Source organism: Pseudoalteromonas sp. OF5H-5, assembly GCF_021530695.1.
In the GTDB taxonomy this organism is placed as follows: Bacteria; Pseudomonadota; Gammaproteobacteria; order Enterobacterales; family Alteromonadaceae; genus Pseudoalteromonas.
Map to the genome: position 1 here is coordinate 409,749 of NZ_JAKGBF010000001.1, position 15,682 is coordinate 425,430.

Sequence of the window (15,682 nt, forward strand, 5' to 3'; positions counted from 1 at the left end):
ACACTGCAAGAATATGACGCGGAGTGGTAGTTCAGTTGGTTAGAATACCGGCCTGTCACGCCGGGGGTCGCGGGTTCGAGTCCCGTCCACTCCGCCAAATTTCTTCGTGGTATCAATAAGTCGCGCTGGAGTGGTAGTTCAGTTGGTTAGAATACCGGCCTGTCACGCCGGGGGTCGCGGGTTCGAGTCCCGTCTACTCCGCCAATACTTATTACAAACGTGCATTTGCTTCTTATGGAGTGGTAGTTCAGTTGGTTAGAATACCGGCCTGTCACGCCGGGGGTCGCGGGTTCGAGTCCCGTCCACTCCGCCAACACTTCGAAGCAAAAAATGCGAATACTCAGTGGAGTGGTAGTTCAGTTGGTTAGAATACCGGCCTGTCACGCCGGGGGTCGCGGGTTCGAGTCCCGTCCACTCCGCCAATGTATCGCATAACTATATTCAAGCTTTATGACAGCTTGTTTACTCGCTGGAGTGGTAGTTCAGTTGGTTAGAATACCGGCCTGTCACGCCGGGGGTCGCGGGTTCGAGTCCCGTCCACTCCGCCAACACTAAAACGAGTAAAATAATGTCATTAAGATATCTCTGCGGAGTGGTAGTTCAGTTGGTTAGAATACCGGCCTGTCACGCCGGGGGTCGCGGGTTCGAGTCCCGTCCACTCCGCCATTTAAGATATCTTGCAAATCTATCACTGCGGAGTGGTAGTTCAGTTGGTTAGAATACCGGCCTGTCACGCCGGGGGTCGCGGGTTCGAGTCCCGTCCACTCCGCCAGTTTGCAATTTCTCTTCTCATATTTCAATTACTTATCTCCTAATTTTCTTTTTCTATTGTATTGTTATTTGATCCTGTGATCAGATGATCACCATTTGGTGACCGTGGGCGTTTAAAAATGGTATTCATTGGTCACGAGAATGCGGTTTGGTTTTCATGATCAACTTTGTTTTTTCTTAGCATATCTATCTTTTATCTTTGTTTTATTTCTCTTCATTGCTACCCGCGAATTCAAGTCCGAAGTGCGCCACTCGCTAAATTAGGCTGCTTTGCGTAATTCATTGAATATCACCACAGGTTGCCTAAACCCTATACATTTTCTCGGCCTCGCATTGATCGCCCGCTCTATATGCGCAATTTGCTTATCTGTCACCGTTCGTAAATCTGTTCCTTTGCAAATATATTGACGCAGCAGACCATTAAAGTTTTCATTCAACCCTCTCTCCCATGAGGAGTAGGGGTTAGCAAAATAGATATCGGTTTTTAGCTTATCTGAGACATATTCATGCTCGCAAAACTCACTCCCATTATCTGCGGTTATCGTATGAACATGACGTCGATAGCGCCACAGCATGCCTCTCATCGCTCTGCTCACTTGCGCTGCACTTTTTGCTGGAACGTTGCGTATCAGGTAAAACTTACTTGTACGTTCGACCAGACTAACGATTGCACCCGTGCCATGCTTGCCAAGTACAGTATCCACTTCCCAATCACCAAACCGTGTTTTAATGTCAACAATCGCAGGTTTATGCTCAATGCCAACCCGATTTAGGATGATGACACGTTTGCTTCGGCAACCTTTACGATAACGTCTGTGCCCTTATTCGGGGAGGACTCAGGGGGCGATTAACAGAGCTTGACCATAGGCAGCAATACATTGATTTAATTCAAGAAGCAAAACAATCGGGTTGCGCTGTAGAGAAAGCTTGCAGAGAAATGGATATCAGCTTGAGAACGTATAGACGATGGTATCAGCAAGGCATAGTACAAACAGACAAAGGCCCAGAGGCAGAGCGTCCAGTGCCAAGTAATAAACTAACCGTGCATGAGCAACAAGCCATTGTTGATGTTTGTAATGAGCCTGAATTTGCTAGCTTACCGCCTTCACAGATAGTGCCTAGGTTGTTAGATAACAATATCTATCTTGGCTCAGTTTCAAGCTTCTATCGTGTGCTTAAGGCTGAAAACCAATTACATCATCGTGGTCGCAGCAAAGCACTGAGAAAAGTGGCTAAACCCACGAGTTTTACAGCTGCTACACCGAATGAAGTTTAGTCATGGGATATAACTTACCGTGTGCCCGGAGTTCAGGGCTAACAAGGATGTTTTAAATTGAACCACGAACCTGTCTGAAATCGATAAATATATTGGCCGGAGCGCTCGTAGTAGTGCGAGGTGGGGAAAGCCCACTACATGGCGAAGGGGCGCAGTAAGCTCAATTTTGTTTTACCTTGAACTCTTGATTGTTTGACTGTTTATTTAGTTTGGTTGGTTGTTGTTTTTATGTTAAGCATGAGGGGTGAACTGAAAGTAAAATGTGATTTTTTAGTAGTAAAACTTAGAAAGTTGGGTATAATTCCGCGTCTCGAAAATTAAAAGGATATGCAAGCATGATGGATGATATGGACGTAGTTAAGCAACCAAATGATGTTTTGGAAGGGAAATCTTGGTTATCTTTTAGAAAAAGAATTGATGATGAAATCTTAAAAGAAATGGACAAGGTTCGTTTTTTAAATATCTATCAACCGATTTGTGATGCTCTTCAAGGTGGTAAACGTATTCGAGCGATTTTGGTTCTCATGGCCAACCAAGTATATGACGAACCTCAAGAATCTGCTTCTGATGCAATGAAAGTTGCTGTTGCTATTGAAATGTTACACGCGGCAGCGTTAGTACATGATGATATTATGGATAATTCTGATTATCGTCGTAATGAGCCAACAATTTACAAAAAATATGGTACCGATACTGCCATTTTGGCTGGTAACTTTCTTATTAGTCTGGCATTTAAATTGGCTAATTCTGTTAAGGCAAAATATGCTGCAGGTTGCAGTTTGTATTTGTGTGATATTTGCATGGAATTAGTTGATGGTCAGCTATTGGATATTAATGCTTTTGATACTGAAGATCTCGATAGTTATTATAAACTCATTGATGGTAAAACTTCCTCGATTATCTCTCTTCCGATGAAAATTCTTGGTGTGATTAATGAAAATGAACAGCTTAGTCAGCATTTGTTTGATTACGCCCGAGAAGTTGCTCGTATTTTGCAGATTCTAGATGATTTTTATGATGCCTTTATTGGTGATGAGAAAACAAGTAAAACGCCGGGGCTTGATCGGTTAAATGGTAAAAAGACTATTGTGGATTTGGTCAGTAACAAAGATGACTTAAAATCAATGACCAGAACACAAGTGAAAAAGGCGATTCAAGTGACTCTTGCTGAACATCGAGAGGCGGCACATGCTCTTCTTGCTCGAATCGATACTCCAAATACTCAAGCGCTGAGTGACTTAGATGCTTACGTTTGGCATATGTTGACTAAGTATACGATTTAGTTTGTGAGTATTATATCTGGTTTTGTCTATGCTTTTTAAACGTTTAAAACTTAGTTTTTCTTACTCCAAACATATTCGGGTATTGTTTGTTTTCGCTTTGCTAATTAGTTTAATTGGCTCGTTTACGGCGTTTTTTACCCAGTATCTTATCGATAGCGTTATTCCGTCGGGGGATATGCGATTTTTGCTAATCTTCTTAATGTTTTATGCTTGCTACGAAACTCTAAATTTGACTATCGGGTATTTGTCTAGAAGTTATCGAGTGGTGTTAGAAAAATTTCTCGATTACCATCATTTAGATAAGTATTTGGTGGCCTTACTTACGGCCAAAATCCCTGAATTAAACAGTTATAAGAAGGGCAGTTTGATTCAGAGGATTTATGATGCTCAGAATATCAAAAAGTATTATTTAACTTTGCAAGTTGATATCGCCGTTAGCTTTTTGACCATCTTTGTTCTTAGTTCGATTATTTTGTATATGAGCCCTCTGATAGGTTTGGTGATGGCTATCAGTTTGGGGTTGTTGGTGGTGATCTACCTTAAAGCCGTTCCTAAAACTGTTGAGTATGAAACCCAGCGTTTTCAAATTAAATCAGATTTTTTGTCTGTAGTCGATGATATTGTTGATGGGCGGGAAACTATCCGCGCTAATAATTATAAAAGTCAAGTCTTTAAACGATGTACTGCTCGTATGGAGGATTTTCTCAATCGTGAGCGGGATGTGTCGTTTTTACAGCAAAAAATTCAAACTAGTACTTCTGTCGTCCGTACTGTTAGCAGTATTGCTATCCGAGCAATTGTGGTGATAAGTATTTTGTCTTTAAATAAGTTCACTTTAGGTGAAATGTTGACTTTAATGGCATTTTCTGAAATTTCGATGAAAACCACAATGCAAATATTGATGTCTTTTATGCAATTGAAGCGCACTAGTATAACTCTAAAGCGTTATCGGGAGTTTTTGGATAGTGTCAGTATCAATGAAAAGGAGTTGAATGATAAACCTGTTGAATGTCAGCCAATTGAGCAAGTAAGTGTTTGTGGTCTTAAGGTTGGGGTTAATGGTAAGGCTGTTTGTGATGTACCTGATACTACCTTTAAACTTAATCGAATTTATAAATTGGTTGGTGCTAATGGTGCAGGTAAAACGACTTTTTGTAAGTCGTTGGTCGGTTTGTTTGACCCCATTGATGGCGAATTTTCTTTTAAAATTGGCGAGCGTTTGGTTAACTCAAACCGTCGTATTAACCATTGTGCGGCGTACTTTCCCCATGACATTCTGTTTACTACTACGCTGTGGGAAAACATTACTTTAGGCCAAGCAATCGAACAAGAAACGGTCGTTGATTTACTTAAGAAAATAGGTCTATGGTCTGTAATTGCAGCTTTGCCGGAGCAATTGCATACGCAAATTAGTGATAGGGTGAATCCTTTTTCTGAGGGACAAAGACAGATTATCTTGTTTTTGAGAGTGTATTTGTCGAATAAGCCTATATTGGTGTTTGATGAGGTGTTTCGTGGTTTAGATAAGCACACTAGTAAGATTGTTGGTGAGCTTATTAATCAGAAAACAAACTGTATCATTCTTTATGTTGCCCATGATTTTACTATTGATAGTGAACGCAGTGAACTTCTGACGTTAACTAAACGTCTGTCGGATAGTAAACAGACTGATAAACGCAAGGATGTGGCATATGCATGAGGTCAATGACAATATTCACGGTGAATTGAGAAAAGCTCGCTCTAAGTTGTTAAAAGTGACTTTTTGGTTATTTTCTATTGCATTAGTGGCGTCATTGGCGGTAACGATTCAATTGCGAGTGGTGCTGGAAGAAGCGTTTATTTATATCGTTCCCGAACCTGTCCTTCATTACGCTGAGCGAGATATTATTATTGATCAATATCAGGTGCCTGATGGGAGTAAAGTGGTGTCCGATATGTCTATGTACCAAGCGGAAAATATTCAGCTTAAGGATCAGTTGGTTTTGCTTCGGCAAGAAGAGATCCGCGATCAAGTGCAAGCGCAGGCTTTAAAGCAGAAAATAGAGCAAACTCGAAGTTCGGTGGCTATGCTCAGTCAGTTTGAAGAGGTTGAAGTCAAAAGTATAAAGGCTGAGATTATCATGATCGAAGACCTGCTGGTTAGGTTGAAGCAAGAATTGACTTTACTTAATAAGGATTATCTTAAGCAATCGACCTTTGTCGAAGGAGTGACTAATTTAAGTCATATCTCTAAAGACCGCAAAATCCGCTATCAACAGGATTTATTCCATAAGCGAGCGGAAATCATTGAGATGGAGCAAGATATTCATCAACAACAGCTGAAATTGGCGCAATTAAAAAATCAACAAAGCCAACAACAGATAGGTTTAACCCGTCAGCGCGATATGGCGGTGACTTTATCTGTATTGGAAAACGAAGCTAAAGTGTTTGCCGATAGCCTAAAACTTAAAGAATTAGAGTTAGCGCAATTGGAAAAAAATCATAACCGCTTGCAGGGCAAGGCTGAAGTTGATGGCCGAGTTGAGTTTGAAAGTCTCAATGGCATTCGCAAAACCCAATATAGAAAAGGCGAATTGGTTTACACCATCTACCCTGAAGGACAGCACTTTGTTACCAAAGGTTATGTCGATGAAAAGCACATTCTCGATATCGCCTTGGGTAAAGAGGTTGAAGTTAAACTCAGCGCATATAATTATCTTAAGTATGGTTCTATTAAAGGAAAGGTTAAAACCATTATGGGAGTAAAGGATGGTCGTGCTGAAGTGATTATTGATATTGTGGATATGAAAGACTTTAAGTTAGTTCATGGTAATTCAACTCAAGCCTTTATTACCCTTGAAGGGGTAAAACTCTATGAGTATGTGTTTGGGATTTTCTTCCCGTATATCGTTTAATTTGTCATTGATAATAAGGAATAGTCCATGGATAAATATGTTTCTGATGCGCTTGAGCGCATCTTGGATGCGACACCTGTCCGCAATCAAGTATCTCAACAGGTTTGTGAGCATTTGCAAGAATACGGCCCTCTTATTAGTTCTGTATTGGGTCAGTCGGCTCAATACTTTTCGTCAAAGTGCATGGGATACCCATCAATTTGGTTTTTATTTCGTGTTTGCGATATTCCTCAAGCGCAATGGCCTGAGCGCATTGAAAGTGTGATGCAAAGTTTACTGTTTAGCTTGTCTACTAGTATCGCCGACGACTTTATTGATGGCGACGAAAGGGTCGGCGATAAAGATATGTATGTCTTTTACATCATGATGTTAGCAATTGCTGAAAGAAGCAGCGGTGAGAAAAGTCGTTTAGATAATATTAAGCAGACTTGTAAAGGACTCTACGACTCCATTATTCAAAGTAAAATAGCCCAAGCAAAGGGGGAAAATGGTGACGAATATGTTTCTACTGACCGCATCGGTAGTTTCTTCGCGATGATTGCCAGAGATTTTGTTGATGCTTTACCACAACAAAATGACCATAACCTCATTGAAGCGACCCGTTATTTCGGTCGTATTTGTTGTTTGATTGATGATGCCATTGATTTTACTAAAGATGTCGAAATCCAAGGTGAGAATATTATTTTTGAAGTTATGGATAAGGCGACTTTTGAGCAATCTAAATCTGACGTTCAAATCCGCATTAATGCTGCTTTGCAAGTTCTTGATAGGGAATACAGTACTTTGAGCAAACTGCTTGAAAGCATATGGAGTCAAGATTGTCAGCAGCAATTTGCTCAAATTCGTTTGGATATAGTTGATTACATTACTACTACTATGAATGCACAATAAGAGGACTTGAGGATGATTTTAATTGTATGTATGAAGTCCTGGGGAGAATTTGGGAATTTTCTGGCTGCTAAACAGTTGCAGGCGTTTTTGACTAAGACCTCGGGTCAGCTTGTGGATTTGATTGCTGGTGATGATTATATTGACAATTTTGTTCAAGTGGGTCAAGACATTAAGATGGCGGTAAAGAGTGCCGCTAATAGTGATGAAGTATTTGATAATTATTTGAATATTGTTACCCGTTTAGATCATAGGGTGGCTAAGCAAACCGAAGAGCAAGATTTTTCTGAATATTTGCCTTTGCTTGAGGCGATTGAACAGCGTAAACCTACGACCGTTATCTGCACTAAAGGTGTGGTGGCTCGTATGTTAGCAGCCCAGAAAATTAAGAAAATGCCGGAACAATTATATAACTATGTGACTAATCACGGTCACTTTAGTATGGATGTTCACCGTAGTGCAATTGATAGCGGTATGAAATATCTGACTCGTTTACCTGCTGCAACTGAATATCTGCGCGATATAGTGAAAGTGCCTGCAACACAAATTCATGATTTTGGTTATATCTCTTCGGTGCAAATGGAAAATTTAGCTGATACGCAGCAAGTTAGTGAATTGACAGATGTGATTTTGGTAAGTAATCGCGGTGGGCGTAAATATACATTGTTGTATCAAGAGTTGTTGAAAAACACCAATTTAAACCTTCATTATATTGTGATCAATGATGCTGAAGAGCTGGCGGTAGCTGAACAAAGCGCCCGTGATTATCCGGGCCGTGCAAAAGTCCTTGATGGTCTGCAACAAAAGGATTTTTTAGCTTTAGTGGCCGAACTTGGTAAAAAAGGCACTGTGTATGTTGGTAAAGGTAGTATTAATACATTGATCGAAGCTGTACTTGGTAAGCAACCTGTGTTGGGTTTGCGTTCTGGATTGCCAATGGAAGAGTGGGGAGCACAGTACCTTGAGCAGCATCAACTTGGTTGTATCAGAGATGATTGGAAAGATATTTACAACAAGATTGCTGAGTTGGTTGACTCGCCACAGGCTTATTGTGAACTAAGAACCAATGTATTGAAGTATTTGGCTGGTGATTCGATTAATTTAAGGCCTAACTTAGCATGGTTACAACTACCTACCGAAGAGCAAAAAGTTCTTGGGCAAATAGGTCAGTGCAAGGTTCAACTGATTGCTGGTCTTGAAGCTAAAATGTCTGAGCATCAAGTTGAGATGACAGATAGCGCTAAGGCAATGATGAATATGTTTGTTGATGCTCAGTTGACTGACAAAGTTGTTACTTCACCAGAGGATTTGGTGTTGCTGTTGCAAAAGCTCAATATCGAACAGATTAGTCAAATGTATATTGAGGAGTTTGGAGCTTTGCGCCTGACCACTAATCGGACTGTGCGTTTATTAGCAATGATGCATGAACAATGGGTTGCGGCCAAACAAGCGCAGGAAGCAGCATCATGTTGATTATGGGGGTTCACTCAATAGGTCATGACTCGGCTGTTAGCTTTGTTGAAAATGGAGAATTGATTTGGTCGATTGAAACCGAGCGATTATCTCGGGTCAAACACGATGGAAAAATTCAAACTACCCTGGATTATCTAAAAGAGCATAAGGCCGATTTGTTGCAAAGGGTCGATGTGGTGTCTTTTAGTACTCACGTTAGCAATAAAGTCGCAAAAATCGATGATTTTGAAACGTTGAATCAAGGTATTGACCAGCATAACTTCTATTTTGAGTCTAAAACTCTGATTACAGGTAAGTCAGTTAAATGTTTTGTTGTTGCCCATGAAATGTGCCATGCAATGGTTGGCTTTCAATATGCTAAACCCGCGGAAAAACAGCTGTGTTTTGTTAATGAAGGGCGGGGGCATTTTTCACGTAATTGTGTGGTTCGTCGTGATGGCAAACAATTAACTATTACTCATTGCAATGAATTGCCTTGGTTTGGCTCTGGTATGGGTTGGACTTCTCTTGCGGTTATGATGGGCATAGAAAAATCTCCTTCAGCTGCAGGCAAAGTGATGGGTATGGCGGCATATGGTGAATATGAACCGAGATATGCTGAGATGATTTTGGCTGCACCACATAATCTTTATGATTATTCAGTAGTTGAAAGACCTAAGTTTTTAGCTAAGTTGTTTAAACAATATATAGGGCAACCGACGTTTAAAGTTAAGGCTAATTTGGCGGCGACTTTACAACAATTGTTCGCTCAGACAGTGGTTGAGCATGTTAGTCACATTGTTACTGATGAGGACCTCTCAGTTTCCATGTCTGGTGGTTGCGCATTGAATCTTATGGTGAATACTCTGCTGTGGCAGCGCTATGGTGAACGTTATTCTGTACCTCCTGTTTGCAATGACTCAGGTCAAAGTTTGGGAGCGGCGATATTTGCCCAGTTACAATTGAAAGGTCATTTACTTGAGCCTGTGTCTGTATATAGCTGTGGTGAAAGCTATACAGTTGAGCGTGACTGGCTTGAAAAGCAAGGTTTTATTGTCGAGGACTATACAGCGCAAAAATTAGCAAAATATCTACACAATCATGAGGTTGTTGCTTGGTATCAGGGTAAATCTGAGATGGGACCAAGAGCTTTGGGTAATCGTTCATTATTTGCAAGTTGTCAGGCTCATGGAATGAAAGATAGACTCAATCATATGGTTAAGTCTCGTGAATGGTATCGCCCTTTAGCGGCGATAGTTGCTGAAGAGTCTTTGGCTAAAATCACCAATGATATATTTCCGTCAAAATATATGTTGTTTAATTATGATATTGACTCGGACTTAATCCCAGAGGCTACTCATGTTGACGGCACGTCGCGTTTGCAAATCGTTAGCTCAACAGATAATGCTAAAGTTCATGAGTTATTACTAGCATATGAAAAGTTTAGTGGTGTTGGGGCGTTGATTAATACTTCTCTTAATGGTCGTGGCAAGCCAATTTGTTTGACACCAGAAGATGTAATCAATGATTTTGCCGACAGAGATGTTGATGTTTATGTATTTGGTGATTTGATTGCAAGGAGGGGGCATTTTGTTTGAGTGCCAATATGATTTTAATCAAAAGCGGCAACATTATCTAGATAATGGTGTTGTTGGTTTCGAAAAATTAATAGGTGAAGATTTGCTTGAAAGACTTGAAGCTTGTTTTGACCGTATTATTGAAGGTAATTATCTAACAGGTGTGCCACCGACTAATCGCACTCATATGCCAAATGACTCATACGATAATTTGACCAGAATTTCTTGTCCGGCAATTGCAGATCCGCAAATGGTCAGCTTATTAATGGAAGCTGGAATTGGGGTTGTGGCCAATGCATTAAGCGAGAGTGATTTTGTTCAGGCTTGGGGTATTCAATTGATTAATAAGGTGCCCGGCGAGGGGCCTGAGTTTAATATCGGCTGGCATCAAGATGGACAATATTCTCCTTGGTTATTTGAAGGAGATTGGATCACCGCTCACATTACTTTATCTGATGTTAATGAAGATGATGCGCCAGTATTGTATATTGAAGATTCACATCATTTACCGACTTTCAAACAAGGTTTACATAAAGGACAAATTACTGGGCAGGCCTTTAAGGCTGATTTGTATGAGCATGGCTTGGTATTAGCTGAGCGTTTAAATGTACCTTGGAAGGTTAAGTATCATACTTCTAAGCGCGGTGATGTTAATTTTCATCACAGTCGTTTAATTCACGCTTCGGACAATCTACGCAGTGGTAAAACCCGTAAGACCTTTAGTATTCATATGCGTACTAGTCATAACCCGTTGGTGATCAACGAACCGTTTTTAATTCGGAATAATCCGCCACAAACTAGTTATTACTTGGACTTTGCCGATCAATTGATGTGTCCGGTAATTCATGGTGTTGCTACTGATTTGGTCGGTTTTGCTGCGCCTAAACAAACATTTGAGGAACTAAACTGTGTTTGATAAATACTATGATATGTCTGCTCATCAAAAGCAATTGAATGATACTGGCTTGGTAAAATTTGAAGGGCTACTTAACGAGCAAATGCTAGATAAGCTAGAGGCTTGTTATGACCGTATTATGGCTGGAGAATATGTTAGTGGTAATCCGCCACCTCGTCGTACTCACCCTCCGAAAGATTCAGAAAAATACCTTACTCGTGTTTCTTATCCTACTGTGGCAGATCCTGCTTTGGTTGGTTTATTGATGGAAGCTGGGATTGGGGTATTGTCTAGTCGCTTGATGAATAGTGATTTTGCTCAGGCATTTTTTATTCACTTGGTTAACAAGGTGCCCGGTGAAGGTTTAGAGTACAACATAAGTTGGCATCAAGACGGTCAATACGGTAAACATTTGTTTAGTGGTCACTGGATTACAGCTCATATCGCTCTTGAAGATGTTAACAGTGATGATGCGCCAATTCTTTATGTTGAAAATTCTCACCGACTTGAGCCGCTGAATAAGCGCGAAGTGTCTGGATTCAGTTTCCGTAAACCGTTGGATGAATTGGGACAGCAGTTTGCCCAAAAGACAGGTATTAAGTGGAATGTGGTGGAATATCTATCTAAGCGTGGTGATGTGACTTTTCATGATAGTCGTTTGATCCATGCCACTGATAATTTACTCTCAGGTCGTACCCGTAAAACTTTTGTATTGCATTTGCGTTTTGAGCATAACAAGTTGCTGTTTAGCGATCCTATTCATGTTACAAACGAGCCGCCACAACCGAATTTTTATGTTGATATAGCCGATTCGATCATGTGTCCAGTTTTACACGGTGTTGCGACAGATTTACCAGAGCGTCGGTTAAAGGCTGGATAAATTTGGTTTAAACGGATGAAAATAGTCTATTTTCTCGAAAGATTTCCGGAGCTGAGTGAAACCTTTATTCGCCAAGAAATATTGGGTTTGTTGCAGCAGGGGATTAGCGTTCGAGTGGTCACAGTAGCTTGTTCAGAACAGAGTAATCATGTGGATTTGGCTAACGAGCATCCGCTGTTGGCTCGGTGTGAAGTCGATGTTATTGGTGAGCAAGATTTAGTTTATTCAAAAGGGCGTATGCTTCGTTGGTTATTACATCCTTATTCTCAAGGTAAGTTTAAACAGCGCTGGGATAATTTAAATGCTAAACATTACCGCACTAAGTTACTGTATAAAATTGTTTCAGGTCCTAAGCGTATTGCGGCTGATGAGATTGTCATCACTCATTTTGGGGGAGCAGGCGTTATGGCGGCACAGTTAAAGCAGTTTGGCTATATACAAGGGCCGTTAGTTAGTGTTTTACATGCCTATGAACTTACTAAGCTTCCAGCGTTTAAAGATTTAACACCACATTATCATAAGTTATTTACTCAAGCGGATAAGGTGTTATCGGTCTGCCGTTTTATGCAAGATAAGATCACGTCTTTGGGCTGTGCGCGAGAGAAAGTTGATGTTATGCATATGGGAGTGAATATTGAACAACTAGCTCAATTGGCTGAGTACCATAAAATGGATGCGGGGTTATTGCGTGTCCTGTTTGTTGGTCGCCTGACTCAAAAGAAGGGGATACTGGATGCTCTTGAAGCTTTGGCCAGAGTTTCTAATCGAGTCAATTTTCATTTTGATATTGTCGGTGATGGCGAGTTAAACCTAATTTGTGAAAATTCGGTTAGAGAACTAGAACTTGAGGATCGAGTGACATTACACGGTGCTTTGGCCCATCACAAAACTTTGCAGCTTATGGCGCAAACTGATGTTTTGTTGTTGCCTTCTAAGACTGCGGATAACGGTGATATGGAAGGGGTGCCAGTAGTGTTGATGGAAGCTATGGCCATGAAAAAAGTTGTGTTGTCGAGTTTTCATTCGGGGATTGGTGAGTTGGTCGATGATGGTGAGAATGGTTTTTTGGTTGCAGAAGGTGATATTGAAGGGCTTTCGTTGAAGATTGAACTAATAGCTAATTTTACATCTGATATGCGTCTTCATATTGGGCAACAGGCTGTAGCTAAAGTTAGTCAATTATTTAACCAAGGCAAGCAATCTCATGCCTTGGCTAGTTTATTGCGAGAATTATGATGCAGTACGATATTGTTTTTATTTCATATGATGAGCTGTGTGCTGAGGATAACTGGCTAAATTTACGCAGACGTTTTCCAAAAGTTAAGCGGGTTCATGGTGTTGATGGTATTCTCAATGCGCATAAATTAGCAGCTCAAGCGGTTAGTGGTGAGTGGTTTTTTGTTGTTGATGGTGATAATAAAATTCATTCTGAGTTTGATTTTGCCTTACCTGAATCACAGTTGTGTGACGACACCACTTATGTTTGGCGTTGTATCAATTCGGTCAATGGGTTGTGTTATGGCAATGGTGGGGTAAAACTGTTTAATAAACGAGTTTTTGCTACGGTCGATGAGTTTTGGGGCGATATGACAATGTCGCTAAGTAAGCGATACAAGCCAGTGGATGTGGTTGCTTCTACCACTATTATTAATGCTAGCGCTTTTCATGCGTGGCGTGCAGCGTTTCGCGAGTCGGTTAAATTGAGTGTGCCGCGAAAGCGAGTGCGGGAAGAATTTATACGTCAACAACGCTTAGGACAGTGGTCCAATGTTAAAGAGGATGTTGAATATGCGCAATGGGTTGCACGGGGTTGTGTTGAAGGTATAGAGTTTTATCGTCAATGTAGTGCAACAGGAGAAGATCACGCTAGCTTCATTAACAACTTTAATTGGTTGCAACAGCGCTTTAATGAAAAATATTCCGAGGATCAAAGATGAAGAAGCTTGCTAACATACTGCTGATATTGGCATTGGTTGGTACAGTCATTGTTGGTTTTTTTAAAAGCCCTGAGTTTCAATTGCGCCACCAAGGTGATGTTGTTGCTTATCGTGGCGGTGGTTTGGTGGTGGACTATCTTAAACTCAAGCAAACTGGTTGTATGGCTCAAAGTATTACGGCAAGTGAAAGTGGTTTAATCGAAAACACGCTGGCGGCGGTTGAGCAACAAATCAAAAACGGTGTACGTAATATTCATTTGAATGTGCAGTTAACTCGTGATAACCGTTTGGTGGCGTTTCATGATAATGACTTGAGCTGTGCTACTGATGGTGAAGGTAAAGTTCACCAATTGACTTGGGAGCAAATAAAAGATTTAGATGCTGGCTACGGTTATACCCTAGATGGCGGCAAAACTTTTCCTTATCGCAATCAAGGATTAAGAATAGCTTTGTTAGAGACTTTAGTTACAGATCCAGATGTTACTTACTGGTTGAATCTAAAAACCACCGCTAAACGTGCATCGCGTATTTTGTTGGAGTTTATCGATACTTTAGAGCCTCAAATGCAGCAACAAATTGTACATATCGGCAATGCTCAGGTTGTGGATTATATTCATAGCCTCAATCCGCAAGTGAACAGTATTACCCAACGGGATTTAAAGACTTGTCTGATTGATTACGCGCTGGTTGGTTGGAGTGAGTCTTATCCTAATTCGTGTAAAAACCGCATCATTATTGTGTCACCTGAATTTGCTGAATACTTGTGGGGGTGGCCTGAACAGTTTGCTGCCAGAGCGCAACAGCATGGTAGCCGAGTTTATTTATGGACCAAACATCAAAGCTATCAACACAGTGATAATTTGTTGCTGCATGGTATTGGTTTAATTAGTGGCAACGCGCCTGCTGCTTTGTCCCAAGGTAGTTTATAGCTAGTTGTATTGTGATGCATAAGGTAGCCATAGGAATTCCAACTTATCAACGGCCAAAGTCGTTGTTACGTTTGCTTGATTCAATTAATCAACTGAAATTTTCTGCACAATTTTGTGTTTTTGTAGTGGACAATGATAATCACAGTCAATCAGCAGTTAATTTGTTGGCTAGCAGGTTAGCCGATTATCGTTTTACTTTGCATACTCGTGCCGTTGCGCCTGCCAATATTTCTGTAGCTCGCAATATGTTGTTGCAGATGGTATTTGAAGAACATGACTTTAGTGTCATTGCTATGGTAGATGATGATGAAATAGTAGATTGTGATTGGCTTAACCAGTTGGTTAATTGTCAATTGCAAAGCGAAGCGGATATTGTCCAGGGTAATACACTTCCTAACTTTTTAGTTAAGGTTGAACCTTGGATGAGTCAAGTGCCTTTTTTCTATCGCCATCAATTGATGAGCAGTCATGATTCAATGGCGTTGAGTTCTTGCAATATTTTGATAACTAAGGCTATTTATCAAAAGATGCACGGGCAATTGTTCGATCTGCAATTTGGCATTTCAGGTGGTGAGGATACCGACTTTTTCCACCGGGCTAAAGCTTTAGGTGCTAAGTTTGCCTATGAGGGTAAGGCTTTGGCTTATGAAGATTATGATCAACTAAGAGCAACTAAAAGTTGGGTGCGTAAGCGTAGCTTTAGAGTCGGCCAAACTAATGTCAAAATTTTTCATCAAAATCGCAGTGGCTTCATTTTTAGCTTAAAAATTTTCGCCAGATTTTTGGTTAATTTAGTTAGATTGGCGCTGCTGTGTTGGCACCCTGCACACTCTATCCGTTATCAAATGAAAATTTGCCGCCAGTGGGGGATGTTGCTGGCCGCCTGTGGAAGTAGCTAAT

The 15,682-nt window shown here is 40.7% G+C and carries 13 protein-coding genes, 7 tRNA genes and 1 pseudogene; 20 read left to right on the forward strand and 1 reads right to left on the reverse strand.

Annotation, left to right across the window (positions count from 1 at the left end; genetic code table 11):
• Nucleotides 1-20: 20 nt before the first annotated feature.
• The 7 genes from L1271_RS01860 (at nucleotide 21) to L1271_RS01890 (ending at nucleotide 772) form a co-directional block, all read left to right on the forward strand.
• A tRNA-Asp gene (locus tag L1271_RS01860) sits at nucleotides 21-97 on the forward strand.
• Between the two features lie 30 nt (nucleotides 98-127).
• Nucleotides 128-204, forward strand: a tRNA-Asp gene (locus L1271_RS01865).
• A 32-nt stretch (nucleotides 205-236) separates the two neighbouring features.
• Nucleotides 237-313: transfer RNA gene (locus L1271_RS01870), tRNA-Asp, on the forward strand.
• A gap of 32 nt (nucleotides 314-345) precedes the next feature.
• Nucleotides 346-422: transfer RNA gene (locus tag L1271_RS01875), tRNA-Asp, on the forward strand.
• A 49-nt stretch (nucleotides 423-471) separates the two neighbouring features.
• Nucleotides 472-548: transfer RNA gene (locus L1271_RS01880), tRNA-Asp, on the forward strand.
• Between the two features lie 41 nt (nucleotides 549-589).
• Nucleotides 590-666, forward strand: a tRNA-Asp gene (locus L1271_RS01885).
• Between the two features lie 29 nt (nucleotides 667-695).
• Nucleotides 696-772 (forward strand) — tRNA-Asp (locus tag L1271_RS01890).
• 259 nt (nucleotides 773-1,031) lie between these two features.
• Here the strand turns inward: L1271_RS01890 and L1271_RS01895 are convergent.
• Nucleotides 1,032-1,592: pseudogene (locus L1271_RS01895) on the reverse strand (IS30 family transposase); the annotation flags it as partial.
• 128 nt (nucleotides 1,593-1,720) lie between these two features.
• On the opposite strand from L1271_RS01895, the gene L1271_RS01900 reads away from it, so the two are divergent.
• From L1271_RS01900 to L1271_RS01960, 13 genes are all read left to right on the forward strand, one after another.
• Nucleotides 1,721-2,047: a hypothetical protein gene (locus tag L1271_RS01900; RefSeq protein WP_442960403.1), complete on the forward strand. Its 327-nt coding sequence runs from the start codon at nucleotides 1,721-1,723 to the stop codon at nucleotides 2,045-2,047.
• A gap of 335 nt (nucleotides 2,048-2,382) precedes the next feature.
• Complete coding sequence (locus L1271_RS01905) at nucleotides 2,383-3,330, forward strand: polyprenyl synthetase family protein (RefSeq protein WP_227386972.1); 948 nt, start codon at nucleotides 2,383-2,385, stop codon at nucleotides 3,328-3,330.
• 28 nt (nucleotides 3,331-3,358) lie between these two features.
• Entirely contained in the window at nucleotides 3,359-5,029 is a 1,671-nt protein-coding gene (locus L1271_RS01910; RefSeq protein WP_102057209.1) for an ATP-binding cassette domain-containing protein, read from the forward strand.
• The gene (locus L1271_RS01915; protein ID WP_010606642.1) at nucleotides 5,022-6,224 is read left to right on the forward strand and encodes a hypothetical protein; all 1,203 of its coding nucleotides are present in this window, start codon (nucleotides 5,022-5,024) and stop codon (nucleotides 6,222-6,224) included. Before L1271_RS01910 ends, L1271_RS01915 begins: the two co-directional genes overlap by 8 nt.
• A gap of 27 nt (nucleotides 6,225-6,251) precedes the next feature.
• Nucleotides 6,252-7,115 carry a hypothetical protein gene (locus L1271_RS01920; protein WP_235366641.1) on the forward strand — a complete coding sequence of 288 codons (864 nt, stop codon included), beginning with the start codon at nucleotides 6,252-6,254 and terminating at the stop codon, nucleotides 7,113-7,115.
• Between the two features lie 12 nt (nucleotides 7,116-7,127).
• Complete coding sequence (locus L1271_RS01925; RefSeq protein WP_235366642.1) at nucleotides 7,128-8,585, forward strand: hypothetical protein; 1,458 nt, start codon at nucleotides 7,128-7,130, stop codon at nucleotides 8,583-8,585.
• Nucleotides 8,579-10,162, forward strand: coding sequence for a carbamoyltransferase C-terminal domain-containing protein (locus L1271_RS01930; RefSeq protein WP_158299122.1), 1,584 nt, complete (start codon nucleotides 8,579-8,581; stop codon nucleotides 10,160-10,162). Before L1271_RS01925 ends, L1271_RS01930 begins: the two co-directional genes overlap by 7 nt.
• Complete coding sequence (locus L1271_RS01935) at nucleotides 10,155-11,057, forward strand: phytanoyl-CoA dioxygenase family protein (protein WP_102057205.1); 903 nt, start codon at nucleotides 10,155-10,157, stop codon at nucleotides 11,055-11,057. Before L1271_RS01930 ends, L1271_RS01935 begins: the two co-directional genes overlap by 8 nt.
• Nucleotides 11,050-11,916, forward strand: a complete 867-nt coding sequence (locus tag L1271_RS01940) for a phytanoyl-CoA dioxygenase family protein (RefSeq protein ID WP_102057204.1) — start codon at nucleotides 11,050-11,052, stop codon at nucleotides 11,914-11,916. The genes L1271_RS01935 and L1271_RS01940 overlap by 8 nt, the downstream gene beginning before the upstream one ends.
• A 15-nt stretch (nucleotides 11,917-11,931) precedes the next feature.
• Nucleotides 11,932-13,152, forward strand: coding sequence for a glycosyltransferase (locus L1271_RS01945; protein WP_102057203.1), 1,221 nt, complete (start codon nucleotides 11,932-11,934; stop codon nucleotides 13,150-13,152).
• Complete coding sequence (locus tag L1271_RS01950; RefSeq protein ID WP_010606649.1) at nucleotides 13,149-13,853, forward strand: hypothetical protein; 705 nt, start codon at nucleotides 13,149-13,151, stop codon at nucleotides 13,851-13,853. The genes L1271_RS01945 and L1271_RS01950 overlap by 4 nt, the downstream gene beginning before the upstream one ends.
• Nucleotides 13,850-14,782 (forward strand): glycerophosphodiester phosphodiesterase family protein, encoded by a 933-nt coding sequence (locus L1271_RS01955; protein WP_010606650.1) that lies wholly within the window; start codon nucleotides 13,850-13,852, stop codon nucleotides 14,780-14,782. The genes L1271_RS01950 and L1271_RS01955 overlap by 4 nt, the downstream gene beginning before the upstream one ends.
• Before the next feature lie 14 nt (nucleotides 14,783-14,796).
• Complete coding sequence (locus L1271_RS01960; protein WP_010606651.1) at nucleotides 14,797-15,681, forward strand: glycosyltransferase family 2 protein; 885 nt, start codon at nucleotides 14,797-14,799, stop codon at nucleotides 15,679-15,681.
• Nucleotide 15,682 lies beyond the last annotated feature (1 nt).